Annotated in this window: 13 protein-coding genes; 7 read left to right on the top strand and 6 right to left on the bottom strand. The window is 66.1% G+C overall.

Translation table 11 applies throughout. The features are described 5' to 3' along the window. Nucleotides 1-65: 65 nt before the first annotated feature. The 4 genes from SB749_RS01375 to SB749_RS01360 all read right to left on the bottom strand — a co-directional run bounded on the left by SB749_RS01375 (nt 66) and on the right by SB749_RS01360 (nt 3,880). Nucleotides 66-728 (bottom strand): GntR family transcriptional regulator, encoded by a 663-nt coding sequence (locus SB749_RS01375; protein WP_410708645.1) that lies wholly within the window; start codon nt 726-728, stop codon nt 66-68. Beyond that, nucleotides 725-2,131: an MFS transporter gene (locus tag SB749_RS01370; protein WP_410708644.1), complete on the bottom strand. Its 1,407-nt coding sequence runs from the start codon at nt 2,129-2,131 to the stop codon at nt 725-727. Before SB749_RS01370 ends, SB749_RS01375 begins: the two co-directional genes overlap by 4 nt. Before the next feature lie 148 nt (nt 2,132-2,279). Next, complete coding sequence (locus tag SB749_RS01365) at nt 2,280-2,936, bottom strand: NAD(P)-dependent oxidoreductase (RefSeq protein WP_410708643.1); 657 nt, start codon at nt 2,934-2,936, stop codon at nt 2,280-2,282. Next, nucleotides 2,933-3,880, bottom strand: a complete 948-nt coding sequence (locus SB749_RS01360; protein WP_410708642.1) for an EamA family transporter — start codon at nt 3,878-3,880, stop codon at nt 2,933-2,935. The genes SB749_RS01365 and SB749_RS01360 overlap by 4 nt, the downstream gene beginning before the upstream one ends. Nucleotides 3,881-3,959: 79 nt before the next feature. Here SB749_RS01360 and SB749_RS01355 point away from each other — a divergent pair, with 79 nt between their 5' ends. The 4 genes from SB749_RS01355 to SB749_RS01340 are packed head-to-tail and all read left to right on the top strand — an operon-like array spanning nt 3,960 to nt 7,248. Beyond that, entirely contained in the window at nt 3,960-4,841 is an 882-nt protein-coding gene (locus SB749_RS01355; protein ID WP_410708641.1) for a LysR substrate-binding domain-containing protein, read from the top strand. A gap of 37 nt (nt 4,842-4,878) precedes the next feature. Further along, entirely contained in the window at nt 4,879-5,595 is a 717-nt protein-coding gene (locus SB749_RS01350; protein WP_410708640.1) for an enoyl-CoA hydratase/isomerase family protein, read from the top strand. Between the two features lie 33 nt (nt 5,596-5,628). Next, nucleotides 5,629-6,435 (top strand): thioesterase family protein, encoded by an 807-nt coding sequence (locus SB749_RS01345; RefSeq protein WP_410708639.1) that lies wholly within the window; start codon nt 5,629-5,631, stop codon nt 6,433-6,435. Nucleotides 6,436-6,447: 12 nt separating this feature from the next. Next, on the top strand, nt 6,448-7,248 hold the full coding sequence (locus tag SB749_RS01340; protein WP_410708638.1) for a sulfite exporter TauE/SafE family protein: 801 nt from the start codon (nt 6,448-6,450) through the stop codon (nt 7,246-7,248). A gap of 14 nt (nt 7,249-7,262) precedes the next feature. Here SB749_RS01340 and SB749_RS01335 read toward each other — a convergent pair whose 3' ends face one another. Next, complete coding sequence (locus SB749_RS01335) at nt 7,263-8,204, bottom strand: cupin domain-containing protein (RefSeq protein WP_410708637.1); 942 nt, start codon at nt 8,202-8,204, stop codon at nt 7,263-7,265. A gap of 80 nt (nt 8,205-8,284) precedes the next feature. On the opposite strand from SB749_RS01335, the gene SB749_RS01330 reads away from it, so the two are divergent. Continuing rightward, a complete protein-coding gene (locus tag SB749_RS01330; protein ID WP_410708636.1) occupies nt 8,285-9,082 on the top strand; it encodes an NAD(P)H-dependent oxidoreductase in 798 nt (265 codons plus the stop codon). Between the two features lie 135 nt (nt 9,083-9,217). On the opposite strand, the gene SB749_RS01325 is transcribed toward SB749_RS01330, so the two are convergent. Next, entirely contained in the window at nt 9,218-9,844 is a 627-nt protein-coding gene (locus SB749_RS01325; protein WP_410708635.1) for a hypothetical protein, read from the bottom strand. A 278-nt stretch (nt 9,845-10,122) separates the two neighbouring features. Between SB749_RS01325 and SB749_RS01320 the strand changes: the two genes are divergently transcribed. Together SB749_RS01320 and SB749_RS01315 are read left to right on the top strand one after the other, a co-directional pair. Then, nucleotides 10,123-11,208: a DUF1524 domain-containing protein gene (locus SB749_RS01320; protein ID WP_410708634.1), complete on the top strand. Its 1,086-nt coding sequence runs from the start codon at nt 10,123-10,125 to the stop codon at nt 11,206-11,208. 185 nt (nt 11,209-11,393) lie between these two features. After that, entirely contained in the window at nt 11,394-12,995 is a 1,602-nt protein-coding gene (locus SB749_RS01315; RefSeq protein WP_410708633.1) for an AMP-binding protein, read from the top strand. The last annotated feature ends 538 nt before the right edge of the window (nt 12,996-13,533 follow it).

The following is a 13,533-nucleotide window of genomic DNA, read 5'->3' as shown; positions in this document are numbered from 1 at the left end:
GAAAGTGATCAATTCAGAGCGGGGCGTACCGAACTCTTGTTGCCAGCAAGGACAGCGTCCGTGCCTCAGCGCGCCGGACCGGCGTTCTCCGCAATATGTCCCCGCAGGGTCGCCGCGAACGCCGCGGAATCGCCGGAGCGCAGATGTGCGACGAGCGCCTCGTGTTCGGCGATGAGGTCGTCCGACCGATCGAGCAGGTGTCGGCTGTTCATGAATAGGGTGAATCTGTGCCGGTCCGAGAGCAGCGAATACATCTCGAGCATGACCCGGTTGTCCCCTGCCTCGACGAAGCCGCGGTGGAACTCCAGGGTGAGTTCGATGAAACGCGCGACATCCCCCTCGGCGAAAGCGGCTCGATGCTGCGTGATGAGATCACCGAGCTTCTCCGCCAATCGCTGCCGCATGGGTTCGGTGGCCCGCTCGACAGCGGTCGTCTCGAGCACAAAGCGGGCATCGGCGAGCTCGGCGACAGTGCGTTCGTCGATGCCTTGGACGATCGCCCCGCGCTTGGGATAGATGTGGATCCATCCCTCGTCCTGCAGCCTGGCCAGAGCCACGCGCACTGGCGTGCGGCTGACGCCGATCTCGGTGGCCAGCGCCGCCTCGCCGAGCATCGTGCCGGGCGTGTGAGAGCCGTTGAGGATCTGCCCGCGGATGACCGAATAGGCGCGCTCGGCCGCGCTCATTGATTCGGTCGCCGTTCTCGAGGATCCTGTCTTCTTACTCATTTCCCCACCTCGTCCTGTCTCGCGGCGGCAGCGGGCCGGTCGGCCGCCTCGGCGAGGGCGGGTGCGCGGCGTCCGGGCCAGCTCATCAGCGGGATCGCGCGGATCGAGAATCCAACGGCGACGAGCAGGACGAACGTGGCCATGAGGTTGATCCACAGGAATCCGCCGGCGCCGAGCACGGACCCGGCCATCGCCGCCATGAGCGCCCCGCCGAGGTTCATCGCCGAATCCGAAGCGCCCTGCAGCGGCACCTTCGCATGCGCCGGCACCGAGGCGGTGAGCAGGGACGAGCCGCCGATGAGGAACATCGACCACCCGATTCCGAGCAGCGACAGCGCAGTCGACAGCAGCACCATCGACGACTCCGGGGCCACTGCATCGATGACCCCGAGGACGATAGTGAGAACGAAGATACCGGCCCCACCTGCGATGACGACGCCCGAACCCCACCGGTCGGCCATCCAGCCGAATACAGGGGACAGGGCGTACATGCCGGCGATGTGGATGCTCACGACGATGCCGATCGCGCCGAGGCTGAACTCCTGGTGATCCATGTGCACCGGGGTCATGACCATGACGTTGGTCATCATCATCTGCCCCGCGATGATCGTGATCATCGCGAACAGCGGCACCGGGCGGGCCAGGGCGAAGCGCAGCGCTTCGCCGAGTTTCATCGGGGGAGGGGCGGTCGCCTCGGTGGTGGTGGACTTGTCGGTCGGGGCGGATTCCTTCGCCGAGGCGGCGCTGCCGTTGACCTCGGCCGTGCCCTCACCGTCGTGGCCGGGATCGTCGACCCTGGGTTCGCCGGGGTGGTCGGTTCCGGCGGCCACCGACTTCGTCAGCGTCGAGGCCGACAGCGTCGCCAGGGCGAACGCGACCATCGAGATGAGGTAGGGCCCGGCCAATCCGTTCATGCCCAGCGTTTCGCCGAGGTGGGCACCCGGGGCGGTGAAGCTGGGGCCGAGGACGGAGCCGACGGTCGTCGCCCACACCACCAGGGACATCGCGCGACCAGCGGCGGCCGGGTCGGCGAGGTCGACGGCGGCGTAACGGGCCTGCAAGCCCGAGGCTGTCGAGGACCCGCACATCATCATCCCGAGCATGAACAAGGGCAGGAACTGGAGAGCCACACCGATGAGGACGACCACCGCGCCGAGCGTGCCGATGCCGAAGCCCAAGGTCAACGCCTTGCGACGACCGGAGCGACCGGCGAGCACGGCGAGGGGATAGGCGATGAGACCGGCGCCGAGGATGACGCTCATCTGCGCGAATCCGGCCATCGAGGTCTGCCCGGTGATCTCTTCGGCGAGCAGTCCGCCGACGGCATACCCGGAGGCGATGCCGGCTCCCGAGAGGAGCTGGGCAGTGATGAGTTTGGCCTGTTCGCGGATGTGGCTGGTCATGGTGGTCTCACGTCGTTGTAGTGGTCAAGACCCACTCACATTAACTTGCATCCATCTTGGATACAAGAGTGAGGCTGGCCGCAGGTGGGACAGACAGGGACGACCGAGGTGGTGGCCGGCCGATGCCCTTCGCCTGACCGCGCGAACCTCAGACTCTTGCGACGGTGAAGTGCCGGTCGCCCTCTGGTGATTCGAGTTCGTCGATGACGGCAGCGGCGAGGTCCTCGGCGCTGATGCGAGCCTGGCCGTCCGCCCCGATGAGCAGGACTGTCGTTCCGCGCTGGTACTCGCCGAGGCGGTTGCCGGGTGCGAGGACGGCCGGAGGACTGACGTAGGTCCACCGGTCCGCTGAGTGATTCCGGCAGACCTCGAGTTGGGCGAGACTGGCTGCAGCCAGGTCTCTCCACTCCTCGGCGACGAACTCAGGATCGTTGAGGACGATGGAGTCGGGATCAACCGGGGACCAAAGCGGACCAGCCCCGCCGACGACGAGCAGCGGCACCCGCGCGTGGGCGGTGGCTGTCAGCACCGCCTCGGTAAGGGAAAGGAACTGTGACGTCTGTCCTGGTGCGGCCCGGATGGTGAGCACTGCTGCATCGGCATCGGCCAGCGCCAAGTTGAGGTCGGAGGCGATGCGAGCGTCGACGGGGAGAGCCTGAACTCCGGGCCGGACTGCGGCAGTGGAAACGGCGGATGTGCTGTTCGGGCGGCGTGAAGCGGCGATGATGTCATGGCCGCGGTCGGCGGCCTCGGCGACGATGCGGGACCCGACCATGCCGGTAGCTCCGATGACGGTGATCTTCATGCTGTGGGCTCCTTCTCTGTGCGATCCAGGGTGCGTGCACGGGTGAAAACGGTCGGGGAGAGCTGACCGCAGGCCAGCGCGGCCAGAGCGAGGACGAAGCCGGAGACCTGTGCGAGATTGAGGCTCTCACCGGCGAAGACGATGCCGAGTCCGGCGGCCACGAGCGGGGAGAGCAGCCCGAGCAGGGCGGTGGCAGTGACCGGCAGGCGTCCGAGGCCGCGGAACCACAGGGTGTACGCGAGCAGTCCGCCGATCCCGCCCAGCCACAGATAGCCGGCGATGCCGGGGGCGTCGACCTGTGCGGGGACGCCTTCGACGAGCAGGGTGGGCAGGAGGAGGACGAGTCCGCCGGCGCTCAGCTGCCAGCTCGCGAAGCCGACCGGTCCGATGCCGGGCGGCAGTCCCCACTTCTTGACGAGGATGACGCCGGTTCCCATCGAGGCGGCGCCGAGGATGCCCGCTGCGATGCCGATTGGATCGAAACCGGCGCCGGGGCCGAGCACGACGAGACCGACTCCGGCAACGCCGACGAACCCCCAGCCCAATCGCCACACCGACAGGCGCTCACCGAGGACGATGACTGCGAGGACGGTGACGAGGATCGGCTGCGCGGCACCCAGAGTCGCAGCGACCCCGCCGGGCAGGCGAGCGGCTGCGACGAACAGGAGCGGAAAGAAGATCCCGATGTTGAGCGTGCCGAGCACCACTGCTTTCCACCACCAGGACCCGGCGGGCAGGCGGCGGGCGATGAGAAGGCCGATGAGGCCGGCCGGAAGGCCGCGCATGAGGGCGGCGAAGAGCGGATGGCCCGCGGGCAGGAATTCCGTGGTCACGAGGTAGGTCGAGCCCCAGACGGCTGGGGCCAGGGCGGTGAGGACGGTGGCTCCGACTCGTGAGTGCGTCGGTGACGGGGCGGATGGGGTGGGCGTGGTCGTCGTTGTCATGACACCAGCGTCTGCCTGCACCGTGCCATGAGTCCAACACATTGTTTTCATCCGATCAATGAACTGAGATCATTAATGGATGGAGTTGCAGCAGCTGCGCTATGTCCTCGCCGTCGCCGAGGAGCGTAATTTCACCCGAGCGGCGGCGAAGACTCATGTCGTCCAGTCGGCGTTGAGCCATCAGATCAAGGCCCTCGAACGCGAGCTCGGCGTTCAGCTCTTCGCTCGGACCAGCCGGCGAGTCGAACTGACCGAAGCCGGGCACGCCTTCGTCGCCGGTGCTCGAGCGACTCTCGACGCCGCGGATCGGGCCGTCACCGAGGCGGTCGCCGCGACAGGCCAGATGCGCGGAAGTCTGAGCGTCGGAGCGATCCCGACGGTGACCCGACTCGACCTCACGGGGGTTCTCGGCCGGTTCCACCGGACGTATCCGCATGTGAGCATCGGCATGAGCGTGGGCGGGAGTCTCGACTTCATCGACCGGATCCGGGCGGGAAGCCTTGACGCGGCAGTCCTCGGACTGCCGGAGGACGTCGAGCCGAAGGGCGTGGCGAGCACCGTCATCGCACAGGAGAGGCTCGTGGCCGTGCTCGGCCCGGGCCATCGGTTCGCCGAACGCCGACGGCTGCGGCTGGCCGATCTCGCCGATGAGGCATTTGTCGACTTCCCCTCCGACAGTCCCGGTCGTTCACAGTCCGATCGGGCCTTCGCCGAGGCGGGACTGACCCGAACGGTTGCGTTCGAATCGATGCTCGTGGACATGATGCTCGACCTCGTCGGGCAGGGGCTTTGTATTGCGCTGCTCGCCCCGGCGGTTGTGCCGGACGGGCGAGAGCTGGCCACTGTGCCCGTGACCGACGGACCTAAGCGCGCGGAATACCTCGCCTGGAGCGAATTCAATCCGAGCCCGGCGGCGTCGGCCTTTGTTGAGTCGGCGTTGGCGAGCCTTGGGGCGGAATAAGGTTGAGGAAGCGACACACTCACAGGCAGGAGCCCGCATGATCAGGCAAGACCGTACCGACGACGTCCTCACCGTCACCATCGACAACCGGGACCAGGCGAACGCGCTGACCGAAGAGATGCTCGGCCAGCTTATCGACGCGTTCACCGAGGCCGATGCTGACGAAGGGCTGCGCGCTGTCCTCCTCACTTCAGCCGGCGAACGGGGATTCTCTGCCGGGATGGACACGGCACAGTTCGCGCATACGTGTGCGTCGCGAGCATACGAGACGATCAGCCGCCTCGGCGAGGTCTGCGAAGCCATCAAGAACTGCGCACTTCCGGTCGCCGTGGCGATCGACGGCTACTGCATCGGCGGGGCTGCCGAGATCGCCGCGGCCGCAGATTTCCGCATCGGCAGCAGCGAGTCCTGGTACTCGATGCCCGAGGTGCGCATCGGCATCCCATCGGTGCTCGAATCGGTCAACCTCCACCGCCTGATGGGATGGACGAAGGCGACAGAGTTCGTGCTCACCGGCAACTGTTTCTCCGCCGCTGACATGCTCGCCTGCGGCTTCCTCAACGACTCCGTCGACGGGTCGGTCGAGGAGCGCGCACTCGAGCTGCTGCGCGACACCACACGCGCCGATCGGGCCGTCATCGCGCAGCAGAAGCGACTGCTGCGGTCGTGGAAGAACACCTTCGAGGCGCAGGCGATTGCCGACAGCAAGAAGGAATTCGCGCTCGCCTTCGCCGCGAAAGCCGAGAGACAGTAGCCTGAGAACTTAACGAACGATTGAGGAGGATGCGTGACAGACAACGAGGTCACACCACTGCCCGAGGCTTTCTACCTCCCTCGCGGTGAGAACGAATTCGACTCGACCCGGGCCACGACGAGCCCCTGGGACGAACGGATGCAGCACGGCGGGCCGCCCGCAGCACTGCTCGCCCGGGCCGTCGAACGCGTCCGCGAGGACGAGGCGATGAGCATCGGGCGGCTGACGATCGACATGCTCGGCCCCATCCCGCAGGGCCGCATCCGCACCGAGGCGACGATCGTGAGACCAGGAAAGCGCATCGAACTCGTCGAAGCCAAACTCTGGGCCGAGGACCGTCTCGCCGTCACCGCAACCGCGTGGAGGATGCGATCGACACCGGACTCCAGCGCCGAGGTGGCCTCGACCTTCGACACCTCGGCGGTGCCGGAACCGCAAGAGCAGAAGTACTTCCCCGGCATCAGCCCCGACTGGGGCTACGGGCGTGCTATCGAGTGGCGCTTCGTCTCCGGCGGTCTCCAGGAACTTGGGGCGGCCGACGTCTGGGTACGCCCGCGCATCCCGCTCGTCGCGGGTGAACAAACCAGCCCGATTCAGCGCTTCGTCATCGTGGCGGACTCGGCGAACGGTGTCTCGGCGGCTGTGCCGTACGGGGAGTGGACGTTCATCCCACCGTCGCTGTCGCTGACATTCGCCCGGGAACCGAAGTCCGAATGGCTGAACATGAATGTCCGCACCCACGTCGGGCCCGATGGTCGCGGTGTCGCCAACGGCGACCTGGCTGACGAAATCGGCTATGTCGGAGCTGTGACCCAGCCGCTGCTCATCGCCCGGATCTGAGATCCTGAGAGTATGGAGTTCCTCGGGCTCGTTCTCATCGGCTGCCTCGTCGGCGTGACCACCGTGCTCTTCGGGTTCGGCGGCGGCTTCGTCACGGTCCCGATCATCACCCTGGTCGATTCGGATCTCGGACATGACACGGCACGGGTGGCGGCGGCCACCTCGGCGCTGGTGATGCTCGTCAATGCGATCGTCGCGACGGTGTCGACGAAGCGATCCACGCTCGCCCACCTCAAAGGGCGGTGGTGGTTGCTTGGACTGCTCGCGCTGGGCGGGGGATTGGGCGCGTTCGCGGGGCGGTTCGCTCCGGACGCGCTGCTGCAGTGGGGGTTCGTCGCGTACATCGCGGCCACGGCCATCGATCTGCTCGCCCGGCCGGGATTCTTCCGGCGCAAGCCCGCGGTCGTCGACAACGTTGGCGAAGTCAGCGAGGGAGGCCGTGGAATCGCCGCGGTCTGGGGAGTGCCGATCGGTGGGCTGGCGTCGTTCCTCGGCGTCGGCGGGTCGGTGATGACGGTGCCGATGATGCGCCGGTCCGGGGCGACGATGACCGTGGCCACGACCCTGGCCAACCCGCTGACCTTGGTGATCATGAGCCCGGCTGTGCTCGTGACGATACTGACCCCGGCGGCGATCGATGCCCCGGGCATCGTGGGATCACTCGACCTGGTGGCGGCCGCGGCGCTGCTCATCGGTGGACTGCCGATCATCGTGTTCCTGCGCCGCCGGGTGCCGAAGATCCCCGAGATCCTCCACGCCTGGGGCTATTTCGTGCTGCTCGTGGCGGCCGGGGTAGTCGTCGCGGTGGCGTGAGGAGGCCGGTGCCCTCAGGCGTCGACTGACGCCCTGCGATACCGGCTGGGGCGGATCCCGTACTCGCGATAGAAGGCAGTGCTCAGTGAGTATCCGCTGGAGTAGCCGACTTCGCGTGCCACAGATTCGACTGTCGAGTCGCTCTGCTCAAGGAGGTCGGCGGCCAAGCACAGACGCCAGCTCGTCAGGTATGTCAGAGGGGGCTCTCCCAACAGTTCGGTGAAGCGTCTCGCCAGCGTCGCTCGCGAGACGTTCGACTGTTCGGCCAGCGTCGCGATGGTCCATGGGTGCTCCGGGAAGTCATGGATGGTGCTGAGCGCGGCGCCCACGGTAGGGTCGGAGCTCGCGCGGTACCAGCCTGGGGCCTGAACTTCGGGCATTGCGAACCAGTCCCGCAGTGCCGCAGCCAGCACGACGTCGAGCAGCCGATCGAGGATGACCTGCTGCCCGGGCTCTTCGCGCATGATCTCCGCCTCAAGAAGACCCAGCGTCTTCGTGCGCTGTGACTCGTGCGGCACGACGAATACCCGGGGGAGTGTCGTCAGCAGGCGGTCGGCTACGCGACCGTTCACAGTGAATGATCCGGTCAGCATAGTGTCATCGGCATCCAACTGTGTGCCGCAGGTTCGGGTCCCCAGCGCAATGCTGTCAGCCACACCTCCGTCTGCGGCGAGGCAGACTCCCGCCTCCGTCTGGACATACATGGGATCAGGAGACATCCCGGGGTCACTGGTGACCTCGAAAGGGGCCGGTCCGACGACGACGGCGATGTCATGGGGCCTGAGTCGGTGAGACTGTCCACCTTCGACGATCCACGCATCACCCCGGATCATGGCGACGAGAGTAAGAGAGGACTTCTCCGCGAACACTGCAGACCATGGCGGGTTCGCCAAAATCCTACCCAGCAGCGCGCCGGACGACCGGATATGCGTGAGCACATTTGTCAGAGCATCCACGTTGTCATTTTAGACGATGGAGCATCTTTCTGATCGTATCGCCTATTCTCCGTCTCGTGCGCCTCGTATGTAATTGAGTCATGAACACATTTCATGAACCGATCTCCGGTCGCGCCCACTGGGTCTACACACATCCGCAGGCAGAGTCGCTCAACAGGCACCTGCTCCAGGTCGGCCGAGCCGCCCTGGCCGAAGAATACGAGCTCACAGTGTCGGACCTCTACGCCGAACGCTTCAACCCGACGCTCGGTGAACATGATCTCGGAAGTCTGTCCGGTGCCGGTGGGAACCTGGCGGAACTGACTGGCGAAGCCTATGCCCGGGGTGAGGTCGAGCCTGAGGTGAGACGCGAACAGGAGCGGCTGGCGGCGTCCGAACTCCTGGTTCTCCAGTTTCCGCTGTGGTGGTACGGGCCTCCCGCGATGCTCAAAGGATGGATCGACCGCGTGCTGCAGACCGGTTTCGCGCAAGGCGACGTCGATGACTCAACCGGTCTGCCGAGACGATACGGCGACGGCCGGCTCATGGGCAGGAAAGCACTGATCATCGTCACAGCAGGAGACGACAGTCGAACACTGGGCCTGCGTGGAATCAGCGGCGACCTCGAATCACTGCTCTTTCCGCTGACGCACGGTGCACTGTGGTACGTCGGGATCGAAACCCTCGACCTCCACGTCGTCTATGACGCGGACGGGCTCGGTGCCGACGGCAGAGAACAGGAAGCAGCGCGACTGACCTCTCGGATCGCGGGACTGCGCGAGGAAGGTGCGCGTCCCTACCGCCGAATGCTGGGAGGAGACTACGACCGGTCCACTCGGGCACTGATCGACAGTGTCCATCCCGGACGCACGGATCTGACGATCCACCGGGCCAGTTGACCGAGGCTGCTCGACCGCTCGCCTCAGCCACGATCCTGCCCACCGACCGCTCGCATGAGCGCCGAGCGCTCGCCGCACAGTTGGTGCGCTCGAGGCCAACTCGAGCGGTCGACGAGGATGGGCTAGAGAATATGCTCAGCCATCCCAGCGGCGCTGGCGCAAGATGGGCGGTAGGCCGAAATAGATCGGCGGGCGGGCCGGGGCGGTCGGCAGTGAAGTCTCCGAAGTGCCAGAGTCTGCGTCAGTCCCGTTCGCCCCCAGCGCCCAGGCGCTTTCCCAGCTGATGAGCTCACCGGCGTGGCAGACGGGGTCGCCTCCGCTTGACGGTGGTTCGGCCCACATCCACAGGTTGATCCCGTACTCCATGAGGACGAGCTTGTCGGGCGCCTCCCGTGACGAGTTCTCCTTCACGAGATCCCGGCGCATCCTCGCCGAGGCGTCCTCGAGGTCCGTCCACCCGTCCTGCCGATGCGGCAGAAACACCCACGTCCCCGCGGGGACGTGATTGGGAACAAGCTCGTCGACGGCGGCGATTTCAACCGAGTCCCCGAACGCATCGAGCATTTCTCCAAAGCACGCACGGGCCACCTCGGGGGAGGGCGTGACGATGAGGAGGTGGGCCGCCTCGGCGCGCACCTCATCCAATGACAGATGCGTGAACGGATTCGCCCGCATCGACCCGAGCACCTGCGTCCAGTGCTCCGGAACCGTACCGTCGGACAGGAACCCGCTGGTACGCGGGCGCTCCTCATCGTGTCGCATCGAAAATCCTCCTCGCCGAGGCTGCCCACCCTTCCCTCCCATCATGCACCCACCCGCCGGTGCAGTCAGATGGGACGGTGAGCGGGAGGTCCGCTGGCAAGTTTTCCGCGTTTCTAACGAATGGGATACGTTCCGACCGACCGCGTGCCGCCGACGCTCTGCCCGTCCTACACTGATCGGAGTGGATCGAGCAGCGGCATTCGTGCCGGCTCGGTCCACGACCACGTCTGAACCATCTCGCCCTACCGGCGAGCCTGCACGCCCGAAAGCCCATGCCCTTGCTCTCTTCCTCACGCCGCACACTCGCGGCACTTGCAGTAGTCCTGTCCCTCGGCCTTCTTTCCGGATGCGCCGAGGATGCCCAGCCGACCGTCGACACCGCCGCCTCCAGCACCGCCGACCCCACGCCGACTCGTGAGGCCCCGGAGCCGAGCTCCGGTCCTGCGGCATCGGCGACGAGCGATGACACCGACGGGGCCGGGGAAGAGGATGAAGGCCGTGCGGGCAGCGCGGCGACGGGGACCGCCTCGGCGATGTTGGACGAACTCACGGTCAAAGGCCGGGCACCGAAGACCGGCTACGACGGCGACCTGTTCAAATGGCGTTCGGACACCGACCACAACGGCTGCGACACCCGCAACGACGTGCTCCGCCGCGACCTCACGACCATCACCCTCAAGGCCGGAACCCAAGGATGCATCGTGCTGGCCGGAACGCTTGACGACCCCTATGCCGGCGAGACCTCCGACTTCGACCGCAGCGCGAACTCCGTCGACATCGACCACGTCGTCGCCCGGTCGAACGCCTGGCAGACCGGGGCCTTCAAGTTCGACGAGGAGACGCTGAAGGAGTTCGGCAACGACCCGCTCAATCTGCTCGCCGTCAGCTCGAGCCTCAACCGGCAGAAGGGCGACGGCGACGCCGCGACTTGGCTTCCGCCGAACAAGAGCTTTCGCTGCGAATACGTCGCCCGACAGATTGCCGTGAAACACAAATACGAGTTGTGGGTGGTCCCTGCCGAGAAGGCCGCCATGGAACGCGTGCTGGCGAAGTGCGACGATCAGCCCGCCTTCGCCGATGATGTCGACTGGCCGGGTCCAGGCGAGGGCGACAACGTCACCACGAAAGAAGAGACCCGCCCGGCTGGTCAGAAGTCTTCGAGTTCGTCCAGCTCCGGATCGACAGGGTCGGGCTCGTCGTCGAGCGGAACAACGAGCGGATCGTCCAGCAGCTCGTCGGGCTCGTCGACGTTCTTCGAGAACTGCACGGCCGCCCGCGAAGCCGGTGCCGCACCCGTTCGCAGCGGTGACCCCGGATACGGGTCCCACCTCGACCGCGACGGCGATGGAATCGCCTGCGAATAGCCGAAAAGCCGCACCATACAGGGGCGTGGAACCGCAACCGAAAGGGAGCGGTCGCACTGACGTTCGGCCACCTCGGCGAGGGGCGGTGTGCACGCGATCACACTCGCTCGGTAATCTGAAGTCGAACACCGTCGCAGCTGCGCCTGCCGACGGTCGCCACGATCATCGACGATGAGGAGATTCCCATGTCCGGACTCGATACTGCCCTGACTCCGCTGCGCTTCCTCGAGCGCTCGCTCGAGGCTCACCCGGATCGGGAGGCGATCGTCGACGGGCCCCGCCGCTTCACCTACCGGCAGATGGCCGAGACCGTCCAGAACCTCGCCGAAGGACTCGTCCGCCGTGGACTGCAGCCCGGGGACACGGTCGCCGTGCTCGCCCCCAACAGCGCCGAGGCGCTCATCGCCCACTACGCGGTCCCGCTGGCAGGCGGCGTGCTCGTCATGCTCAACACCCGACTGGCTCCGCCCGAGGTCGAGTACATCCTCGGCCACAGCGAGGCGAAATTCCTCTTCGGCGATGCCGGACTCCTCCAGCCGGTCATCGATGCCGGGGCTGCGAACGCCGTCGACACGATCGTCGTCCACCCCGACGAAGACGGCACCCCAGGTGAGGTGGCCGCCGCGGATCTGCGCGTGGAAGCGTATGCCGACTGGACCGCCTCGGCGCCGGAATCACCCCGCGCTTATGAAGTCGAAGACGAGACCGCGACGATCACCGTCAACTACACCTCGGGCACGACGGGTCGGCCGAAAGGCGTCATGTACACCCATCGCGGGGCGTACCTGAACTCCCTCGGCGAGGTCGTCACGCAGGGCTTCGCGCCACTGACGAAATACTTGTGGACGCTCCCGATGTTCCACTGCAACGGCTGGTGCACGACCTGGGCGCTGACCGCGGTGTCGGGCACGCACGTGTGCATCCGAGCCGTGCGCGGGCCCGAGGCCTGGCGGCTCATCGACGAAGAGAAGGTCACGCGGATGGCCGGTGCTCCCGTCGTGCTCAACACGATCGCCGGGGCCGAGGAAGCCCACGACCTGGGTGGATCGCTGTCGATCACCACGGCCGGCGCCCCGCCGTCACCGACGACGATCGCCCTCCTTGAAGGCCTCGGCATCGAGGTCATCCACGTCTACGGACTCACCGAATCCTACGGCCCGTACTCCTCATGCGAACCGCAGCCCGAATGGACCGGTCTGCCGGTCGAGGAGCGCGCGAAGCTGAAGTCCCGACAGGGGATCGGCATGATCAGCGCCGAGCGCATGCGCGTGGTCGAGCTGCGCGACGACGATGTCCTCACCGACGTGCCCCGCGACGGGGTGACGATGGGAGAGATCGTCATGCGCGGCAACAACGTCATGAAGGGCTACCTGAACGCGCCTGAGGCCACCGCCGAGGCGTTCCGCGGCGGCTGGTTCCACACCGGTGACCTCGCCGTCATGCACGAGGACGGATACGTCCAGATCCTCGACCGCGCCAAGGACATCGTCATCTCCGGCGGAGAGAACATCTCCACGATCGAGGTCGAGCAGGCCCTCGTCGCCCATGAATCCGTCGCCGAGGCGGCCGTGGTCGGAATGCCCGACGAGAAGTGGGGACAGCGACCGTTGGCCTACGTCGTCCTTGCGCCCGGCACCGAGGTGGCCGAAGCCGATCTCATCGCATTCGTCAAGACCCGAATCGCCTCCTACAAGGCCCCGGCCGGGGTCGAATTCGTCGACGAGCTGCCGACGACGTCGACCGGCAAGATCCGCAAGAACGCCCTGCGGGAGATGGCGGGGAGCTGAGTGTCCTGGGCGAGGCTGGGGAGGGTCATTGATCAGATCCCTTGCAAAGGCGCACTCCAAGAGTGACTAACTTGTTCCATGGTGAGGCGCAACCAGCAAAAGAAGCGTGATGAGGCGCGAGCGAAGAAGAAGGCCGAAGAGCAGGTCGTCGAAGCGGCCGGAAACTATGTGCCGCTATCACGGGACGAGTGCCAAGAGCGGTCGTATACGGCTGAGCTGGGAAGCGGAGGGTTGCTTTGACTGAACTCACGTGCAGCCACCGCCGTGTGTGCTGTGCCTGTTAATGACAACGACAGGGGAGAGTCGGACGCGTGTCGGCAATCGTCTATTCGACCGGTTTGTTGGCGTGCGGCGACCATCTTTTCCACAACCGAGACGTCTGAATACGGCTAAGCAAAACTCTCGCCATCGGCAATCCGGCAGAGCCAGCACGCGGATTTTCCGGTCGGCGTGCCTTAGCTTTCTTCAACTGCCGAGGAAGTCTACAGAAGCGCGTGCCGAGCGCCCGCCAACGTCATCAGATTTCTGTGAAATCTAC

It is taken from the genome of Brevibacterium sp. SIMBA_078, assembly GCF_046534565.1.
GTDB lineage: Bacteria > Actinomycetota > Actinomycetes > Actinomycetales > Brevibacteriaceae > Brevibacterium.
Note: the sequence above shows the minus strand (reverse complement) of the source record. Positions and strands in the feature narration are given on the sequence as shown.